General features: G+C 59.8%; 24 protein-coding genes. 12 read left to right on the forward strand and 12 right to left on the reverse strand.

All coding sequences use genetic code 11. The annotated features are described in order from the left end of the window. Positions 1 to 21 precede the first annotated feature (21 nt). A complete protein-coding gene (locus VLY20_01525; protein ID HUK55320.1) occupies positions 22 to 1,047 on the forward strand; it encodes a hypothetical protein in 1,026 nt (341 codons plus the stop codon). Positions 1,048 to 1,116: 69 nt separating this feature from the next. Here the strand turns inward: VLY20_01525 and VLY20_01530 are convergent, their stop codons facing one another. The 3 genes from VLY20_01530 to VLY20_01540 form a co-directional block, all read right to left on the reverse strand. After that, positions 1,117 to 1,572: a hypothetical protein gene (locus VLY20_01530; GenBank protein HUK55321.1), complete on the reverse strand. Its 456-nt coding sequence runs from the start codon at positions 1,570 to 1,572 to the stop codon at positions 1,117 to 1,119. Positions 1,573 to 1,721: 149 nt separating this feature from the next. Next, positions 1,722 to 2,402 carry a deoxyribonuclease V gene (gene nfi / locus VLY20_01535; GenBank protein HUK55322.1) on the reverse strand — a complete coding sequence of 227 codons (681 nt, stop codon included), beginning with the start codon at positions 2,400 to 2,402 and terminating at the stop codon, positions 1,722 to 1,724. 44 nt (positions 2,403 to 2,446) lie between these two features. After that, complete coding sequence (locus VLY20_01540) at positions 2,447 to 3,037, reverse strand: uracil-DNA glycosylase (GenBank protein ID HUK55323.1); 591 nt, start codon at positions 3,035 to 3,037, stop codon at positions 2,447 to 2,449. 159 nt (positions 3,038 to 3,196) lie between these two features. Between VLY20_01540 and VLY20_01545 the strand changes: the two genes are divergently transcribed. Genes VLY20_01545 through VLY20_01555 form a run of 3 tightly spaced genes read left to right on the forward strand, consistent with a single transcriptional unit; the run spans position 3,197 to position 5,134 of the window. Then, on the forward strand, positions 3,197 to 3,436 hold the full coding sequence (locus tag VLY20_01545) for a cold shock domain-containing protein (protein HUK55324.1): 240 nt from the start codon (positions 3,197 to 3,199) through the stop codon (positions 3,434 to 3,436). Further along, complete coding sequence (locus tag VLY20_01550) at positions 3,429 to 4,796, forward strand: CCA tRNA nucleotidyltransferase (protein HUK55325.1); 1,368 nt, start codon at positions 3,429 to 3,431, stop codon at positions 4,794 to 4,796. Before VLY20_01545 ends, VLY20_01550 begins: the two co-directional genes overlap by 8 nt. Positions 4,797 to 4,801: 5 nt before the next feature. After that, positions 4,802 to 5,134: a DUF971 domain-containing protein gene (locus tag VLY20_01555; GenBank protein HUK55326.1), complete on the forward strand. Its 333-nt coding sequence runs from the start codon at positions 4,802 to 4,804 to the stop codon at positions 5,132 to 5,134. Between the two features lie 151 nt (positions 5,135 to 5,285). Here the strand turns inward: VLY20_01555 and VLY20_01560 are convergent, their stop codons facing one another. Then, entirely contained in the window at positions 5,286 to 5,483 is a 198-nt protein-coding gene (locus tag VLY20_01560; protein HUK55327.1) for a hypothetical protein, read from the reverse strand. 182 nt (positions 5,484 to 5,665) lie between these two features. Between VLY20_01560 and VLY20_01565 the strand changes: the two genes are divergently transcribed. The 5 genes from VLY20_01565 to VLY20_01585 all read left to right on the forward strand — a co-directional run bounded on the left by VLY20_01565 (position 5,666) and on the right by VLY20_01585 (position 8,194). Continuing rightward, the gene (locus tag VLY20_01565; protein HUK55328.1) at positions 5,666 to 5,953 is read left to right on the forward strand and encodes a YciI family protein; all 288 of its coding nucleotides are present in this window, start codon (positions 5,666 to 5,668) and stop codon (positions 5,951 to 5,953) included. Then, positions 5,950 to 6,342 carry a DUF393 domain-containing protein gene (locus VLY20_01570; GenBank protein HUK55329.1) on the forward strand — a complete coding sequence of 131 codons (393 nt, stop codon included), beginning with the start codon at positions 5,950 to 5,952 and terminating at the stop codon, positions 6,340 to 6,342. The genes VLY20_01565 and VLY20_01570 overlap by 4 nt, the downstream gene beginning before the upstream one ends. A 334-nt stretch (positions 6,343 to 6,676) precedes the next feature. Continuing rightward, positions 6,677 to 6,922 (forward strand): hypothetical protein, encoded by a 246-nt coding sequence (locus VLY20_01575; GenBank protein ID HUK55330.1) that lies wholly within the window; start codon positions 6,677 to 6,679, stop codon positions 6,920 to 6,922. Between the two features lie 44 nt (positions 6,923 to 6,966). Then, entirely contained in the window at positions 6,967 to 7,758 is a 792-nt protein-coding gene (locus VLY20_01580) for a tetratricopeptide repeat protein (GenBank protein ID HUK55331.1), read from the forward strand. Next, on the forward strand, positions 7,745 to 8,194 hold the full coding sequence (locus tag VLY20_01585) for a hypothetical protein (protein ID HUK55332.1): 450 nt from the start codon (positions 7,745 to 7,747) through the stop codon (positions 8,192 to 8,194). The genes VLY20_01580 and VLY20_01585 overlap by 14 nt, the downstream gene beginning before the upstream one ends. Here VLY20_01585 and VLY20_01590 read toward each other — a convergent pair. Further along, complete coding sequence (locus VLY20_01590; GenBank protein HUK55333.1) at positions 8,191 to 8,484, reverse strand: 4a-hydroxytetrahydrobiopterin dehydratase; 294 nt, start codon at positions 8,482 to 8,484, stop codon at positions 8,191 to 8,193. The genes VLY20_01585 and VLY20_01590 overlap by 4 nt on opposite strands. Positions 8,485 to 8,574: 90 nt before the next feature. Here VLY20_01590 and VLY20_01595 point away from each other — a divergent pair, with 90 nt between their 5' ends. Then, positions 8,575 to 9,243, forward strand: coding sequence for a lysophospholipid acyltransferase family protein (locus VLY20_01595; GenBank protein ID HUK55334.1), 669 nt, complete (start codon positions 8,575 to 8,577; stop codon positions 9,241 to 9,243). Between the two features lie 28 nt (positions 9,244 to 9,271). Here VLY20_01595 and VLY20_01600 read toward each other — a convergent pair whose 3' ends face one another. The 3 genes from VLY20_01600 to VLY20_01610 are packed head-to-tail and all read right to left on the reverse strand — an operon-like array spanning position 9,272 to position 12,216. Then, positions 9,272 to 10,114: a DNA-formamidopyrimidine glycosylase family protein gene (locus tag VLY20_01600; protein ID HUK55335.1), complete on the reverse strand. Its 843-nt coding sequence runs from the start codon at positions 10,112 to 10,114 to the stop codon at positions 9,272 to 9,274. 22 nt (positions 10,115 to 10,136) lie between these two features. Next, positions 10,137 to 11,291, reverse strand: coding sequence for an A/G-specific adenine glycosylase (mutY, locus tag VLY20_01605; GenBank protein ID HUK55336.1), 1,155 nt, complete (start codon positions 11,289 to 11,291; stop codon positions 10,137 to 10,139). A gap of 1 nt (position 11,292) precedes the next feature. Next, the gene (locus VLY20_01610; protein HUK55337.1) at positions 11,293 to 12,216 is read right to left on the reverse strand and encodes a TIGR01212 family radical SAM protein; all 924 of its coding nucleotides are present in this window, start codon (positions 12,214 to 12,216) and stop codon (positions 11,293 to 11,295) included. A gap of 76 nt (positions 12,217 to 12,292) precedes the next feature. Here VLY20_01610 and VLY20_01615 point away from each other — a divergent pair, with 76 nt between their 5' ends. After that, a complete protein-coding gene (locus VLY20_01615) occupies positions 12,293 to 12,706 on the forward strand; it encodes a nuclear transport factor 2 family protein (GenBank protein HUK55338.1) in 414 nt (137 codons plus the stop codon). A gap of 2 nt (positions 12,707 to 12,708) precedes the next feature. Here the strand turns inward: VLY20_01615 and VLY20_01620 are convergent, their stop codons facing one another. Genes VLY20_01620 through VLY20_01630 form a run of 3 tightly spaced genes read right to left on the reverse strand, consistent with a single transcriptional unit; the run spans position 12,709 to position 15,630 of the window. Then, the gene (locus VLY20_01620) at positions 12,709 to 13,866 is read right to left on the reverse strand and encodes an MFS transporter (GenBank protein ID HUK55339.1); all 1,158 of its coding nucleotides are present in this window, start codon (positions 13,864 to 13,866) and stop codon (positions 12,709 to 12,711) included. A gap of 25 nt (positions 13,867 to 13,891) precedes the next feature. Then, positions 13,892 to 14,521, reverse strand: coding sequence for a nucleoside triphosphate pyrophosphatase (locus VLY20_01625; GenBank protein HUK55340.1), 630 nt, complete (start codon positions 14,519 to 14,521; stop codon positions 13,892 to 13,894). Further along, on the reverse strand, positions 14,512 to 15,630 hold the full coding sequence (locus VLY20_01630; protein HUK55341.1) for a tRNA-dihydrouridine synthase: 1,119 nt from the start codon (positions 15,628 to 15,630) through the stop codon (positions 14,512 to 14,514). Before VLY20_01630 ends, VLY20_01625 begins: the two co-directional genes overlap by 10 nt. A gap of 205 nt (positions 15,631 to 15,835) precedes the next feature. Here VLY20_01630 and VLY20_01635 point away from each other — a divergent pair, with 205 nt between their 5' ends. Next, complete coding sequence (locus tag VLY20_01635; GenBank protein HUK55342.1) at positions 15,836 to 16,237, forward strand: nuclear transport factor 2 family protein; 402 nt, start codon at positions 15,836 to 15,838, stop codon at positions 16,235 to 16,237. Between the two features lie 24 nt (positions 16,238 to 16,261). Here the strand turns inward: VLY20_01635 and VLY20_01640 are convergent, their stop codons facing one another. Beyond that, positions 16,262 to 17,359 (reverse strand): aminomethyltransferase family protein, encoded by a 1,098-nt coding sequence (locus VLY20_01640; GenBank protein ID HUK55343.1) that lies wholly within the window; start codon positions 17,357 to 17,359, stop codon positions 16,262 to 16,264. Positions 17,360 to 17,559: the final 200 nt, after the last annotated feature.

Below are 17,559 nucleotides of genomic sequence, written 5' to 3' on the forward strand. Positions count from 1 at the left end.
GGCCCGGGCTTGGGCGAAATCGTGTCTTCCCTTTCACGAATCGTGTTTGGGTTGTCGGTCGTCTTGTTGTTTTATCCGGCGATCAACGCGCATGCGGAGGACGGCCCACCAAAGTCCGTCGCGGCTGAGGATGGAGACTACCGTGTGGTCTTGGCGGGCGCGGGGGAACCCTGGTTTGATCCGAAGACGGGCGGCAGGGTTAAGTTCACCTTTACGGTCACCGATAAGGCCAACCACCAACAATACCCGGTGTATTTAGATAATGTGACGGCCGCGGTTTCCAATCTTTCCATCTTTCAAGGGAAACTGATTATCCTGGGCGAGGAAGAAAACCTCCACTCGCCCATTACAACCTTGATGGATCTGAAGAACCGCGGCGAGATCGATTCGTTCATCGGTTTTGGAAGCGCGCAATCCCAAACGGGCCGGTTTCTTTGTTATCGAAAATTCTATCCGCCGGAGACGGCCGAGCCTCCCGCCATGAGCGATCTGGTCCTGGTTTACGATCTGGCCGATTCCGCGGACGGGAATCGGGCGCGGGGGGAAGAGGCTTATCGCAACGATCCCATCGGGCGCTTGACCGAGGTCGGCCATCCCATCTATCCGGAAAACAATGCCGGCAAGAAGCACTATCGGGTTTGGGTGCCGGACGAAAACAAACGGCATGCCATTATTCCGAACGGGTTTTTTTGGTTTGATCAGGACCGGAAGATCGCGTTCGGCGACCGGGTCGGGGATGAGGATTACCTCGTGGTGGTCGATCTATCCGGGGGCCTGACTCGTCCCCTGATTCATAAGATGGAAATCGATCTGCAGTCTTTGTTGCGGGCGGAAGATCGCGGGAACGCCTCTCTTCTTCATGACCTGCAACCGATCAAGCTTGAGAGCGTTCAAGACTTAAAGAACGGGAAGATCGAAATGCGCCTCTCGTCCCCCATTCCCCTGCAAGAGAACAACGTGGAGTTTTCCTTCGCAGGAACGGCTCCGACCGACTCAAAGCCGATGCCCGAATCCTCCCCTCCGCCGGTCCGCGAGCTCCAAAGATAGGATCTAGACAAAGGATCGCGGGCGATTTCGAATGGCTGGAAACGGATAGGCTGCGTCGTTTGGCGTTCCTTACTGAGGAGCAACAGGCGGGACGGGGACGAACGAATGGAGCGGGTGAGCTTCCAGGGGGATCACCGTGCTTTTCTTGACATCGTCGACCAAGCGGCTCTGGACCATGATGCTGCTCGTGATGATTCCCTCCGACTTGCCCTGAATGACTTCACATTTTCCGTTGTGAAAAACGAGCAGGTTGTCCTCGTCCAGAAATTCATAATCGAGGCAGATATGACGGGCTTCCGGGTTGTTGTTTTTGACCTTCGCCGACCATGTGCATTCGGTTCGGTTGAAGTTTTCCCACGTGTACCCCTTTTTCCAGGAATAGTCGAGCACGTCCACTTTGATGGCGGGATTGCTGATCAGTTTTGGAGCCGCGGCGGCTTTTGACGTGTCGGCCGTACTTGGGGCATCCTCGGCGGCCAGAGCGATGGAAGACCGGACGACCGCCGCCAAAAAGAAGGCTAACATCAGGCGTTTCGTACACATGGGAAGCAAATTGTATGCAATTACAAAATAATTGTCAACAATAATTTTAGGCCGCGATGAAGTCCCATGAAGGGGTGATCGGGCGGGGCCTTGAGCGGTCTAATTGATTTATTTTGTTGCGGTTCTCGTCATCATTGGTTCTCCCGCTTCAAACGCGCGACGAAGTGATCCGCCCGTCGGGTCGGTTCCGGAATCCGGTAGCCTTGTGAGCAGGCCAGGACGTAATGGATGGCCGACGACAGATCGATCTTATGCCCCGCCGAGACGAATACGGGGTTTGTTTTGTCCTTGGTCCGCACCGCCGCCCCGATGACTTCCCCTTGATTGCCGGTCAGGGGAGTCCAGCTCCCTCGTTTTATCGAAGGCGCCTGATATGCTCCGAAAAGGCGTGACTTGGCGCATCCGATCGTCGGTTTATCAAGCCATAATCCGATGTGGCAAGCGATGCCGCAAGCCCGGGGGTGGGCCAAGCCCTGGCCGTCGATCATCACCAGGTCCGGTTCCTGCCGGATCCGAGCGAAGGCTTTCAAAAGGGCCGGGGCCTCGCGAAAGGCCAGCAAACCGGGAATATAGGGAAAGGTCAGGTCGGACACGCTCCCGCATTCCTCGACGACGTTCAGGTCCGGAAAACTCAAGACCACCACGCCCGCATATGCCCGCGGCGGGTTTTTAGTTAGCGCCATGTCCGCCCCGGCCACAAAGCGCACCGATTCGAGACGGTTTTGGGTAATCACCCGGGCCGCCAGTCGTTTTTGGATCTCGATCGCTTCTTTCGGAGAGAGGTTCCAGGAATGTAATGAACGGGTTTTCAACGAGGCTCTTGTAGGGGATACGGTCGTACGTCTCTACTTTTCTTTTAAAAAAAACCCATTTGTTCGGGCTGAGGCGTCGGCTGGACTCCTTTGGCCAGGAACGTTTTCAGATTCTGAAAATCTTCCGAAAGCGCCGGACGCAGATTCCCCTGGTGCAGCACGGCGGCGGGATGGAGAATGGGAAAAACCAGGAAGTTCTTGACTTGAAAATGCTGGCCGCGAATTTTGGTGATCGACACTTTTTTTTCCAGGAGGGCCTGGGCCGCAAAATTTCCAAGGGTGCAGACCACGCGGGGCTTGATCATCTCGATCTGCTTCCAAAGATACGGCAGACAGGCGTTGATCTCGTCCGTTTGAGGGTCGCGGTTCTCCGGCGGGCGGCATTTAATCACGTTGGCGATATAAACGTCCTCGCGCTTCAGGCCGATGCCGCCGAGGAGGTCCGTGAGGAGCTTTCCCGCCGCTCCCACAAAGGGCCGGTTCTGGAGGTCTTCGTTCTCGCCGGGCGCTTCCCCGACGAACATGATCTCGGCCTTGGGGTTGCCTTCGCCGAACACCACATGCGTCCGGGATTCGCATAACCGGCATTTACGGCAATCGTTAATCTCTTCGTTGAATTGTTGAAGGGGAGTCATCCGGCAATCCAAAATTTCGGGTAAGGATACTGCATCTTGAATCTAAAATCAACCCGGGCATCCACTGCGTCAATAATTTTGTCTTGACGGATATTTTTTATGGGCGTATAGGATGATCTGTGCGGGTAGTTCGGTTGTTTCTTTCGGGGCTTGCAGCCGATGCGGTTGAAAGGCCAAATTAAAAAAATCGAGGCCGGTCGCGGGTCCGGCTTAATCGAGGTCCCGGACGGCCGGGTTTTCTTTTTTCATCGCAGCCGTCTGGAAGGGCTGGATTTCGAAAAATTGCGTTCGGGCGATGAGGTGGAATTCGAATTCGACGAGTTTCGGGGGCCCACCACGCCCAAAGCCCCCGTCGCGACGATCGTCAGGCCGGCCGGCGGAGGAAAAAGGGATGGGTGACAATCCCGTCGCGGTTGCAGTAGAATATATCATCATGAGCGCGATGGGTGACAAGGCCGTAGAGATCGTCAAGGTCCTCCGGGAAGCGGGTTTTCGGTCCTACTGGGCCGGCGGGTCGGTCCGCGATCTGGTGATGGGGCATGAACCCCAGGATTACGACGTGGCGACCGACGCGCGGCCGGAGCAGGTGATGAAGCTCTTTCCCAAGACCGTCCCGGTCGGCGTCAGCTTCGGGGTGGTCAAGGTGATCGAAAACGGGTTCGAGTTCGAGGTGACCACCTTTCGTTCGGACGGCCGTTATCTCGACGGCCGGCACCCGGCGGCCGTGCATTACTCCGATGACCGGGAAGACGCCGCGCGACGGGACTTCACGATCAACGGAATGTTTTACGACCCGTTGAAAAAGGAGATCATCGATTACGTGGACGGCCGGAGGGATATCGCGGCCGGCGTGATCCGGGCCATCGGCGACCCGCGCGAACGCTTCGAGGAGGACAAGCTCCGCCTCCTGCGGGCCGTCCGGTTCGCGGCCCGTTTCGGGTACGCCATCGAGCCCGGGACCGAAGCGGCCATCCGCGACCTGGCCGGACAGATTCGGCAGATCAGCGCCGAGCGGATCCGGGACGAGATCAAAAAGATGCTGACCGGGCCGAACCCGTCCGGCGGTTTCTCGCTTCTTCACCGAACCGGCCTGCTGGACGCGATCCTTCCGGAGGCGGCGGCCATGGCGGGGGTGGAGCAGCCGAAGGAATTTCACCCGGAAGGGGATGTGTTGACGCACACGATGCTCCTGCTCAAAAACCTGGAACGGCCGTCGTTCGAGCTGGCGCTGGCGGCCCTGTTGCACGACGTCGGCAAGCCCCCGACCTTTACGGTCCGGGAGCGGATCCGCTTCGACAACCATTGCGAGGTCGGCGCGCGGATGACCGAGGCGATCTGCGGCCGGCTCCGTCTCTCGAACGAGCAGACCGAGCGGGTGGTCGACCTGGTCCGCGATCATCTCCGCTTCAAGGACGTTCAGCGGATGAAGCAGAGCACGCTCAAGCGTTTTCTCCGGCAGCCCTATTTTTCGGACCACCTGGAGCTTCATCGGCTGGACTGCCTGGCCAGCCACGGCGATCTGACGAACTGGGAATTTTGCAGAAAGCAATTGGCCGAGCTGGGTCCGGAAGAGATCCGGCCGGCGCGTCTGCTGACCGGAGACGATCTGATCCGGATCGGTTATCAACCCGGACCCCTTTTTACCAACATCCTCACGCTTTTGGAGGACGCGCAGCTGGAAGGATCGATTACGAGCCGCGACGACGCGTTGGGATGGTTGCGGCGGCGGTTTCCGTTAAAATCATCGCAGGGCGGGTGAGACGCATGGGTGCGGTTCAACCGGTGGAGATTGAAAGGCGGGCGGACGGATCGATCCGCGTGAGCTGGAGCGACGGCCATGAAGGGATCTATCCCGCGGCGTATTTGCGGGAGCAGTGCCACTGTGCGGCCTGCATCGAGGAATGGTCGGGAAGAAAGATGATCCGTCCGGACATGATCCCGCCGGACATCCGGCCGCTGCGGATCAGCGCGGTGGGGCAGTACGCCATTCATATCGAATGGAGCGACGGGCATTCCACGGGGATCTACGCGTTCGATCTCCTTCGCAGGATCTGCCCGTGTCCGGAATGCGCGGCCGAGCGCGCCGTCCGACCGTAATCCAATCCGCCGTGGAGTACTCAGCGAGGGGAAGAGGGGGGCTCCATCCGGCTTGATTGAAGGTACAAAGTCTCGCCGCACACACGATTCGGGGGTGTGCGGCGAGCAAGCTCGGATGGAGGGGGCGATACGCGCCCCTGCAATTTCAGCGTTAGTTATAGACCAGCAGGTTTCTGTTTCCGTGGCGGATCGGCTTGGGATTCTGTTGCCGGTTGGACAGGATCACCGGATCCAGGATCTCGCCGCAGGCGATGCAATGCCAGGCGTGGAAGAAGATCTGGCCGGTATCGTCGCGCAGATCCTCCAGCCGCTCTTCCACCATCAATCCTTCGCAACGCGGGCATGTCATGGGACACCTCCTTTTGAACACCCGGGATATCGGGTCAGGTAAGTTCCACTTTAAACGGCTTCCGTGGATTAAACAATCCGCCGGAAGCCCCGAATCGAGACTGCAGAAGACCTAGATGAACAGGGGCCATGGGCCATTGGGCCTATGCCGTGGAATACCTGAACGGGAATGGAGCGAGCGGGATGAAATTCGTCATTATCGGCACGGACGGACCGGAAGGCCGGGCCAAGCGCAAAAAGCTTCGACCGGCCCACCTCGAACGTTTAAAGCGGCTTGAATCGGAAGGAAAATTAGTTTTGGCCGGTCCTTTTGCGGACCAGAGCGGCAGCCTGATCATTATCGAGGCCGACTCGATCGAAGAGGCGCGGGCCTTTATTCAAAAAGATCCCTATGTGGAACAGGGGGTGTTCGAAAAAGTGGAGATCCGGCCGTTTACTTTGGTCTTGCCGGAAAGGGATGAAGGACCGTGAACGCGCGGCCGGCCAACACGCTGGTTTATGACCGTGAATGCGAGCTGTGCCGGTGGGCCCAGGGTCTTATCCTTCGGTGGGACCGACGCCGGCGAATCGGGTATCTGGCGTTTCAAGACCCCCGCTTTCCGGAATGGTTTCCGGAGCTTAACCGGGACGATTCGGCCGGTGTATGGCCGCACGGCGAAGCGCCCCGGGCCATGCTGTTTATCGATGACGGGGGACGACTCCGGATCGGACTGGACGCGTTCCGCGCGATGCTGCCCCGGCTGGCGGGCGGGCGGCTGTTGGCGTGGCTGTTTTACTTTCCGGGCGTGTCGTGGCTGGCCGGCCGGTTTTATGATTGGCTGGCCCGAAATCGCTACCGATTATTCGGACCGACTCCTTAAGCGGGCGATCGATGTATAGGGGGCTCGCGTCGCCGGCATCTCATGTGGGGGCCCGTGCGGTTCGCCGTTGCGAATCCTCCGATGTCCCCACACCCCGCGCTCGGACCGGCGAAGCCGGACCCTCGCTTGCTGCACCGGCCAAGCCGGATGGAGCGACTCGACCGAGCTCGCCGAAGTCTCGTCGAGGTCCTTCCCCTGCCTGCCGGCAGGCAGGTCGCGCGCTTTGCGCGCTGGTTACCTGCTGCTGGGGGTGCAACTACTTGACAGATGCGGGCTGCTGCCTATAGACTGCAGGCTGAAAAGGGAAAAGCAAGGCGCGAAGATGGAGGGGACGATGTCGGAGCTTGAGGATTGCAAACAAAAATTCATCGAAATGGTCAAGGCCGTCGATCCCCAGGTTGCCGTCGTCATCCCGACGTCGGCCAGCAACAGTCTGTTTTTAATCTCGCTGTCCAAAGGAAAGGCCCGCAAGTTCATCACGGTCTCCGAAGACGATTTGGTAGACCTCGTTTCGGACGATTTGATCCATGACGAGGTCGAGGACCGCGTGCGCGAGACCATCTCGGAACTCAAACCGTAACCGACGACCGAATCCTCCGTCTTCCGACGCCGTGCAGGGATGCTATGTCCTCTTCGACTTTAAACGAGGAAGGGAACCGGCTGTTTCAGCAGGGGCGGTACGGCGAGGCGCTTTCCTATTATCAGAGGGCGCTGGATCTGGACCGGCGGACCGGAAATCCCTGGAACCTGACCGCGACGCTGGGGAATTTGGCCAACGTCTACGCCAGCATCGGCAAAAATGAAGAGGCGCTGACCTGTTACCGGGAGGTGCTCGGAATTCAACGCAAGCTGGGGGACGCCCGGGTGGTCGGGATCACGCTGGCGAACATGGGCAATCTCCACGCCGATCGGCACGAGACCGAACAGGCCAAGGCCTATTATCTGGAAGCGATCGATCTGTTGGAGCCTTCCGGAGATGTCCGGGGGCTCGGGATGCTGTACGGAAACCTGGCTCTTGCGGTCCGTGACGAGGGCGATCTCTCTTCGGCGATCGGGCTTTTTGAAAAGGCCTTCCGTCGGCTCCGGCAGCTGGGAGACAGTCCGGAGCTGGCCCGAACCGTCAACAGTTTAGGGAAGACCTATTTCATGCAGGGTCGCTTGAACGAGGCCTTGCGGCAGTCCGAAGAGGCCCTGGGGATCAGCCGGCGGCTTGGAGACGAGCTCGGAATGGCCTCGGCCTGGTACCATCTGGTTTGGGTATACGAGCGCATGGGACGGGTCGAAGAGGCGATCGGGCTTCTGGAGCGGGTGGTGGAAATCGACGAAAAATACCGTCTCCCCAAGCTGAACGAAAACCGGATGCGCCTGGAACGGTTAAGACAATCGGGAAAGGATGGAAGCCGTGTCCGGTACTGAACAACGCCCGCTTCTGGACGGCGTTGAGGCGGCCTTTAAAAAATCGGGATGGTCCTACGAACGGCTCGACGGCCCGGGAGGCGGATCGTTGCTGTTGAACCTTCCGGAAGCGGACTGCCTGGTGGAGCTTTTCGGGGACGGGCGCTTGGCCTGCCAGTTCGGCGTCGACATGGAAGAGATGAGAAATCTCCTCACCGGCGATCAGACGGAGGACATGGCGGACGACGAGCTGGTCCGGGTCGCCCGCTACCACTTGAAACCGATCGTGGACCGATACCGGGCGGCGCTTCTTCGGGAGGGGTTGGAGGAGGGCGTCGATGCGACCTCGGATCACTACGCCATCGTCTTCCAGGCGGTCCTGGACCTGTCGTCGCCCCAACAGGTCGCGCATAAAGTGGCCCGGTGCCTTCTGGCGCTGGAGGAGCCGGCCCCTTAGCGCGGTCCGCCCGCCGCGCCGTCGATCTTCCGGGCCAGCGCGAAGTCTTTTGGGGTCAGTCCGCCGGCGGAATGGGTGGAGAGGACCATCGTTACTTTTCGGTAATGGATCGTGATATCGGGATGATGGTCGGCGGCCTCGGCGAGGTCCGCCACCCGGTTCACGAACCGGATCGCCGGCATGAAGGAATCAAAGACATACTGCTTTTTGATCGCGTTCCCGGCCAGTTCCCAAAGATCCAGCTCCTTCAGTTTTTTTTGGATTTCGGTCGTCGATAATCGTTCGGCCATTCTTTTCCCCCGTGGGTTGCCGTCTCCTATCCCGGACGCGTGCGGCGCGTCTGTTGACATTTTATTCCCCGAAGAATACATAAAGCAATCATGAAACGAAGCGGTCCCGGGTTTTTGATCAATCTGATCCATTTTGCGGTCATCGGCCTTTTGGGCATTCTTTTCCGGGTTCTCAATCGGATCGAGGTTTCGGGTCGTGAAAACATCCCGGCGCGGGGCGAGCGGGGCGTGCTGATCCTGTCCAATCATATCTCGGCCCTGGATCCGTTCCTGATCGGGATCACGGCCATGCCGCGTTTCTCGCCCGTCTGGTGGCGCGCCGCCGCGAAGGAGGAGCTTTTCACCACGCCGTTCTCGAGAGCGGTGATGCATTTGGTCGGGGCCTTTCCGGTCCGGCGGCGGCGGCACGATGTCGAATCCATGGATCGGATGGTCGGGTCCCTCCGGACGGACGTGCTCGTCGTCTTTCCGGAAGGGACCTGGTCCACGACGGGGAAGCTGCTCCCGGGCCGTTCGGGCGTCGGCAAGGTGATCTACGACGCCCACCCGGCGAAGATTGTTCCGGTGGCGGTCAAAGGAACGGACGGAATCCTCCCGAGGGATTCCTGGGTTCCCCGCGTCGGACATCGGGCGAAGATCGCCTACGGTCCGCCGATGGACCTTCGCCGGTTCTATGACGAACCCGCCGGCGTTGAAACATCGCACCGGATCATCGACGCCGTCATGGCCGAGATCGAAGGGTTGTACGCGTTGCTTTAACGCCGGGCGGATCCGTCCGGCTGCCCGGCTACAAACGGAGTTGGGCTTGCGGGTCGACCAGCAAGCCGGGCTGGCAGGATCGGCAGAAATTCGTCTCGCGTTGCTTCGCCTTCACGCTCGCGATGCGGCCTCCGCAGCGGGGACAGGCCGAGCCGGCCTTCCCGTGCACCTTCAGAAAATCCCGGATCTTCAGATGGATATCGTCGCCCATCCGCGCTTCGACGATGGCCGTCGCTTCCCGAAGGACTTCTCCGATCGAACGGTACAGCTTCCGGGTCTCGTCCTCTGTGAGGGTTTTCCGTTTCCGAAAGGGATAGATCCCGGCCGAGAACAAAATTTCATCGGCATAGGCGTTCCCGATGCCGGCGATGAAGCGGGCGTCGGTCAGGATGCCCTTGATCTCTCCGTGATGTCGCTTGAGGCGGGTATAAAATGTCTCGTAGGTCAGGTCCGGGTCCAGCGCGTCGGGCCCCTGGTCCGAAAAGCGGGGAATCGAGTCGGTGGCCTCGTCGCGGACGAGATAGACCATTCCCATGCTTTTGTCGTCAAGATAGCGGATCTCTTCGCCCGAAGAGAGGCTTAAGATGAAAATCGTGTCCGAGGACCGTCGGGTTTCCGGCTGGCTGAGTTGAAACCGGCCGGCGAGCATGGGATGGATCGCCAGGGAATGACGATCGAGACGGAAGATCAGGTACTTTCCCCGGCGATGAACGGCCGCGATGGTTTGGCCCGATAAAGCCTGTCGGATCTCTTCTCCCGCGAGGGAGCGGATCACGAACGGTTTATAAACGGACACGGCCTGCACCGCGCGGCCGATGATCCGTCTCCGCAGCACGGCCATGATCGCTTCCAAGTCGGGAATCTCCGGCATACGGTCTCACTTTCCACGAAGCTTATTTCGGCGTCTTGCGATAAACAGTCGCCCGTTCGGCTGCGAGCGGCAGGGGCGTCGCTCGCTTCGCAATTTGGGGATTCACGGCGATTTGATCGAATATTTTACGGGTCGCGGTCGGGAGGGGGTAGGTTTTTATTTTTTCAGCCGGGATCCATCGCCACGGCTCCGGGGGCTGTTCGAACGCGGCGTCGCCGTTGAACAGAAAAGGGTGATAGGTGATCCGTTTATGCGAAAACGTGTGCGCCACCGGATCGAGCGGCCGGAGCAGTTTCGGTTTCAGTCCGAAGCGCTTCTCGATTTCCCGTTCGATCCGTCGCGTCGTCGCCGCTTCCGACGCCTCTATTTCGGGAAAACTCCAGAGTCCGGGCAGGAGTCCTTGTTCCGGCCTCGGGCCGATCAGCAGACCGCGGCGGTTTTGGATCAGCGCGACGGCGATTTTATCGTGGGGAACGGCTCGTCTTTCGGTCCGGACCGGGATCCGATCTTGAAGCCCCGATCGACGGGCCCGGCAGGATTCCCGCACCGGACAGACCGGGCACGAAGGCGTTCGGGGGAGGCAGACCGTGGCGCCCAGCTCCATCAGGGCCTGGTTGAAATCGCCGACGTTTCGGTCCGGCAGGAGCTCGGCCGCGAGTTCCCAGAGCCGGTCTTGAACGGCGGCCTGTCGCGGGTCTTTACGTATCGCGAAGATCCGGCAGAGCACGCGGCGGACGTTTCCGTCGAGAACGGGCGCCTTGACGTCGAACGCGATGCTGGCGACGGCGCCCGCGGTGTAGCGTCCGACGCCCGGCAGTGAGGAAAGCCTTTCGACGGCGGACGGAACCCGGTCGTTCCATTGTTCATGGATGGCCCGTGCGGCCCGGTGCAGGTTCCGGGCGCGGCGGTAGTAGCCCAGTCCCTCCCAGAGCTTCAGGACTTTTTGCAGCGGGGCCCGCGCCAGCGATGCCGCCGTCGGAAACGTTTTGATGAAACGACGGTAGTAGGAAATCACCGTGGCGACCTGGGTCTGCTGAAGCATGATTTCCGATACGAGGATCCGGTAGGGGTCGCGGGTCTTGCGCCACGGAAGGTCCCGCTTGCTCCGATGATACCAGGCCGTCAGCCGCTTCCGAAGCTTCTCCTGAACGTCGCGGCGGGCGGGTCGGAGCGGCATATCACGTCACGGGGGTGAGGCGGCGGCTTCCTTGGCGACTTCCGCGGCGTTCGAATTCCCGATCGACGAGGTCCAGAATCGTCGATTTGCTCAGACCCCAGCGGGGGGCGATGACGTATTCCTCGTTCAGTTCGCCCATGAGGCGTTCGACGACCATCGTCGGCGGGAGCCGTTCGAGGAAATCGCATACCAGGGGGATGTATTCCTTCGGCGACAGTGTTTTGATCGGCCGCCGTTCGTGGAGTTTCGCCAGCGCCGTGTCCTTGGAAATGTAAAGATGATGGATCTTGATCCCGTCCAGGTTCAGTCGGGCGGCCTCGTCCGCCGTCTGCATCATCATCGCCGGCGTTTCGCTCGGCAAGCCGAGGATGACATGGGCGCAGATCCGAAGTCCGCGCCGCCGGGTCCGTTCGACCGCGTCGAGGAACTGGGCGTAGGAATGGGCGCGGTTGAGCGGGGCCATCGTGTCGTCATGGATGCTCTGGAGGCCGTACTCGACCCAGAGATGCGTCCGGGCATGATAATCGGACAGGAGATCCAGCACGGGCTCGGGGACGCAGTCCGGTCGAGTCCCGATCGAAAGGCCGACCACGTCCGGGAAGGCCAGGGCCTCGTCGTAGAGACGCTTCAGGCGGTCGACGGGTCCGTGCGTGTTCGTGAAGGCCTGGAAATAGACGACGAATTTGTCGGCGCCGAAGCGTCTCCGGTAAAACGCCATCCCGGAGGCGATCTGGTCGCGGATCGGCCGGGGAGCGGCGCGGGAGTTGGGCGAGAAGCTCTTGTTGTCGCAGTAGCTGCAGCCGCCGTACGCGACCGTTCCGTCGATATTGGGACAGCTGAATCCCGCGTCAATCGGAACTTTAAACACCTTTCCTGGGAAATGTTCTTTGAGAAAGCTGTTGTAGGAGCGGTAGTAGAGTTTCACGGGTTGTCCGATGATGCAAGCGGTGGTATTATATCACAAGGGTGAAGGACGATTGCAACCGTCCGGGAGCTGCGCCATGTCTTCTCTGGAGAATCAGGAGTTGGAGGTCGAACAGGCGAACGAGCGGTTCTACCGTGCCTTCGAAAGTCTCGACATCCATAAGATGGAAGCGGTCTGGGCCATGGACGGCCCGGTCAAGTGCATCCACCCCGGATGGGATATTCGGTCCGGCTGGCCGGCCGTGCGGGACAGCTGGGTCCTGATTTTCAATCATACCGCCGGGATCCGCTTCGAGGTGACGGACGTGGAGATCGCCGTGAGCGGCGATCTGGCCTGGGTGACCTGCATGGAAAATGTACGGATGGAGACCGAAGAAGAATCCCAGCTCAGCCGCATCCTGGCGACGAATCTCTATCTCCGCCGTGCGGAGGGGTGGTTGATGGTGCATCACCACGGCTCGCCCGTCTTCGGCGGGAAGGCCGATGGATGAGTCTAGGGCCGGGGTTTCTCCCGCCATGACGAGAAGAGAAATAAAAGCAGGCCGACGGCGATGACGGCACCGGCGACCCGGAAAGCCGCACCCGGGCTGTAAGCCTGCCACAAGTAGCCCCCGCCGATCCCCGCGAGCAAGGCTCCGATGCCGACCGCCGCGTTCAGTAAACCCAACGCGCTTCCGCGCCGTTCCTCGACCGAGAGTTGTGCGGCGAGAGACCGTTGCACCCCGTCCGTCAACGCGGGAAAGAGGCCGAGGACGAAGAAGCTTCCGGCCAAGGCCCAAAGGGATTGCGCGGCATACAGCAAGAAATAGCTCGCGATGAGAATGATGTAACCGATAAAAATAACGGATCTCGCCCCGACTCGATCACTCATCCTTCCGGCCGATATCGAAAACCCCGCGTAGGAGAGACTGTAGATCATATAGAACAGGGGAATATCGGCGATCACCAACCCGATCGATTCGGTTTTTAAAAGCATCACCGCAACGGGAAGACTGCCGGCTGAGAGAATCAGGATGGAAAGAAGGAAAAGCTTAAAACGCGGAGAAAAACGCTTGAAAGATTCAGCGAGGCTCGCGCGTTTACGCGGAAGAGCCGGCATCACATCGGAGATGAAAATCAGCGACAAAACGGCGGCGATCCCGACAAGGAAGGCGGTCATGAACACCCAATCGAATCGCGACGGAAAACGGCGCAGAATGAGGTACGCAATCAGGGGGCCGAGTATGGACCCGGTCGTATCCATCGCCCGGTGGTATCCAAACGACCTCCCCAGCTCTTCTCTCGGACTCGAGAGGGAGAGGAGGGCGTCCCGGGGGGAATCCCGCAGGCCCTTCCCGGTCCGGTCGAGCACCCGCAACCCGAGCGCGCCCCCGACCGTGGAGACGAAAATATAAAAGGGGCGTGTCAGGACCGATAGAATGTATCCGGATACGACGAGCGGTTTCCGGCGCTGAAACCGGTCCGAGAGAGTTCCGGAATAGATTTTGAATAGATTCGATAATCCTTCCGCAATTCCGTCGACCAGCCCCAGCGATTCGGCGCCGGCCTTCAGAACCGACGTGAAGAAGGCGGGAAAGACGGAGAAGACCATCTCGGAAGAAAAATCGTTGAACAGACTGGTGAGACCGAGCAAGAAGATGTTTTTAGGCAATCCCAAGATCCGTAATTGGGATGGCTCACGCCTCATAGCGCTTCCAGTTCATGACGGTTCGCGCGCGATAGATCCGTTCCACGTCCGCCGCGGGCGGGATGCCTTCCTCGCTCAATATTCCGGCCAAGGCGCGCAGCGGAAGGCCCACTGCGGCGAGATAATCGCCCTTGATCGACGCGATCCGTTTCCGGCCTTCGCCCTGAAGCGAATAGGCGCCGGCCTTGTCCGACGGTTCGCCGGTCGCGGCATACCGGACGAGAACTTCCTTTGAAGCCGGCCGCATCCGCACCATCGTGGTTTCGACCGCGACGCGCTCATTCCGGTCCGGGAAGACCACCGCCACGGCCGTAACGACCGCATGGGTCCGGCCGGCCAGAAGGGATAAAATCCGCACCGCGTCATTTTGATCGGACGGCTTGCCGATGGTTTTGCCATCCAGATCAATCACGGTATCGCTTCCGATCACGATTGCGTCCGTAGCCTGCCGATGAACCGCGCGGGCCTTTTCAAGCGCCCAGTAAACGGCTTCATCGGAAGGGGTCCGGCCCGGCTGAAAAACCTCCGTCAGGCCTGGCGAAACGACCTCAAAGGGCAGGCCGAGCAACGCTAAGATCTCTTTTCGTCGCGGAGAGCTGGAGGCGAGGATCAGGCGCATGCGACCGGTTGAAGAATGGATTCAACCTCGCGAAGGCTTTCGACCCGGACGAGACGCCGACGCAGCTCGGAGGCGCCCGGAAATCCCGAGAAGTAGGCGGCCAGGTATTTGCGCGCGTTTCGGAACGACAGCTTGCCCCGATACCGGTCAAAGAGCTCCGCATGCTCGAGCGCCACGGCGACTCTCTCGGCGATCGAAACATCGGGATCGGCCGGGGGAATCTCTCCGGATCGCGCCGCGGAGCGTATCGAATCGACGGTTCTGAAGAACCATGGGTTGCCCAACGCGGCCCGACCGACCAAAACGCCGTGGACGCCGGTTTCACGGATCCGGCGGACGGCCGTTGCGGCGGATCGTACGTCGCCGTTGCCCAGGATCAGCGTGCCGCTGGGCCGGACGATCTCGGCCGCGCGCGCGATCGCTTCCCAGTCGGCTTCGACGGCATAATTCTGCGCCAGGGTTCGACCGTGAAGGGTAATTGCGGCCGGGGACTCCGAAAGAAGGGAAGGGATCCAGTCGTCAATGACGACTTGGCCGTATCCCAGGCGTGTTTTAACGGAGACCGGAAGGACCGGCCGTGGAGTTTCCACGGCCGGTTCAACGAAGGGTCCGAACCATCGGGCCTTCGCGCGTCGGACGTCCTCCACGACGGAGTTCGGAAGCCCGATCCGATCGATCGCCTGACCGGCGGCCCAGTCCCGTATTCCCTGCCGTGTCCGTCGAAGAATCTCGCGCGCCCGCTCGGGCGTGCGGATCAATCCGGCTCCGGCCCCGGCGCGTGCGACCGTCTTGGACGGGCAGCCCATGTTGATGTCGATGCCGTCGAAACCCAGCTCGCCGATGAGGTGCGCGACGCGGTAAAAGGCCTCGGGGTCCGTACCGAAAACCTGCGCGATCGCGGGCCGCTCGATCTCGGCGTAGCGGAGCTCGGCCAGATCCGGATCATAGCCCGAAACGATCCGGTCGATCGATACAAATTCGGTGAAACTGAGATCGGGGCCTCCATGCCGCGCCGTGATGGCGCGAAACGCGGCGTCCGTCACGCCGTCCATCGGGGCGAGGCCCACGATCGGCCGGGGGAGATTGTTCCAAAACAAGTTTTCGTCCATGAACCGTTCCTTCCTCACACCCTTCCGCCTTTGAACCCATCATCATACCATCGGATCCTTCCCGAGTCAAAAGAGGCCGGGCCTTCGCCTCAGGCGCATCGCATTGACAGAGCCGCTCGGACTTGCTACCGTAAGGACGTGTTTAATCTTGACGTCTTCCGCAAGGAAGCATGGGAGACAGCGGCCGGAAGGAGAGAGGGGGCGCATGGACGAAAAAGAGAATACATCCGTTATTCAGAAGATCTACGAGGCTTTTAGGAGAGGGGACATCCCGTTCATATTGAACGCCGTGACGGACGACATCGATTGGCAGATGTTCGGTCTCAAGGAGCTTCCTCACACGGGGCCGCATCGGGGCCGGGACCAGGTGGCGCGGTTTCTTGAGAAAGTCGCCGCGGAGACCGATATCCAGAAATTCGAGCCGAAGGAATTCATTGCGCAGGGGGACAAGGTCGTGGCACTTGGTTATTATAGCGGCAAGTCGAAAGCCTCCGGCCGCCTGCTTCAGGCCGAATGGGCGATGGTCTTTACGCTGCGCGACGGCAAAGTGGCCCGCTTTCGCGAGTATGCCGATACCGCCAACCTGCCCGTGACGTCTAAAAAGTGACCGGAGAACGATCCGAAAGCATGTTCAGTGTGGTCGATTGTAAAAGGGAAGCGAAACCACTTTCGCGGGTCTTCCCTCAATCACCACGTCTTTTCCGGGCTCGGTGAAATCGCGATGGAGGTAGCCCATCGCGATCGCTTTTTGCAGCGTGGGTGACAGGACGGCGCTCGTGACCGCTCCGATCACGCGATCCGGGGCTCCCGGCGAAGCCGGCGGGGCCAGGATCGGCTGTCCGGCCGTCGGAACGGACGGCGAGGTCAGCACCAGTCCCATCAGCCGTTTGTTCATCCGTCCCAGGGCGTCCGCCCGCGCGATCGTTTCCTGTCCGATGTAGCAGCCCTTGGTGTAACTGATCGCCCTTTTTTCCAGCCCGGCCTCCATCGGAAAATTTGAATCATCCATGTCGATCCCGTACCTCGGAATGCCGGCTTCGATCCTGAGCGAGTCCAATGCGTCCAGCCCGACCGGTCGAAGACCGTGGGGTCCGCCGGCCTGCATCAAACGGTTCCAAGCCGCTGCCATCGCTCCGACCGGAATATATAAGTCATAACCCGGCTCGCCCGTGATCTCGTTTCGCGCCGCGAGGACCGGGACGCCGTCCATTGAAAATGAAGCGATCGAATACTCCATGGTCGGCAGGGTTTGGGACTCGATCATATGAGTTATGATCGCGTGAGATGTCGGTCCATAGATCGAGAGGAGTCCGTAGGACTCGGTCTGGTTTTCAATGACCACGTCCGAGGCCAGGGTATATTTGTCCAGATGTTTTTGTGTCTTTTCCGTCGCCTCGGGCTCGAGATCGATCCAGAACGCATCCGATAAGCAATAGATTCGGGCATCCGAGAGCATCTTGGCTTTATCATTCGTGAAGGCCGCGTACAGGCCGCTTCCGGGCGTTAGCTTCTTGATATCGTTTGTAGCCATTCCATGGAGGAAGTCGGCGCGGTCCTTTCCTTTCAATCGAAGTTTTCCGCGATGGGATTGGTCGATCAGGCCGGCGTGTTTCCGGACGGTCTGATGCTCAAGCGTCGGATTTCCGTAAGAACGGACCATTTCCAGCCCACCCGACGGCTTAAAAGCGGCACCCAATGCCTGCTGAGCCTCGTGCAATGGCGATTTCATTAATAATCCCACAATGACTCATATTCTATCATTAAAATAGACCTATAAGTCCCACAATGCTGTTTATATTTGACGATATATATGAATTTGGTACCACTTTTGTTTTATTGTCTTTTATTTTTTCTTCCCAGTTCGGGACCTGCGTGTGGTTCGTGTAGCCCAGAACCGGAAGGTGATTCAGCTCGGGAATCCGCCGTAGT

The sequence above is a fragment of the Nitrospiria bacterium genome (assembly GCA_035517655.1).
Classification (GTDB): domain Bacteria; phylum Nitrospirota; class Nitrospiria; order JACQBZ01; family JACQBZ01; genus JACQBZ01.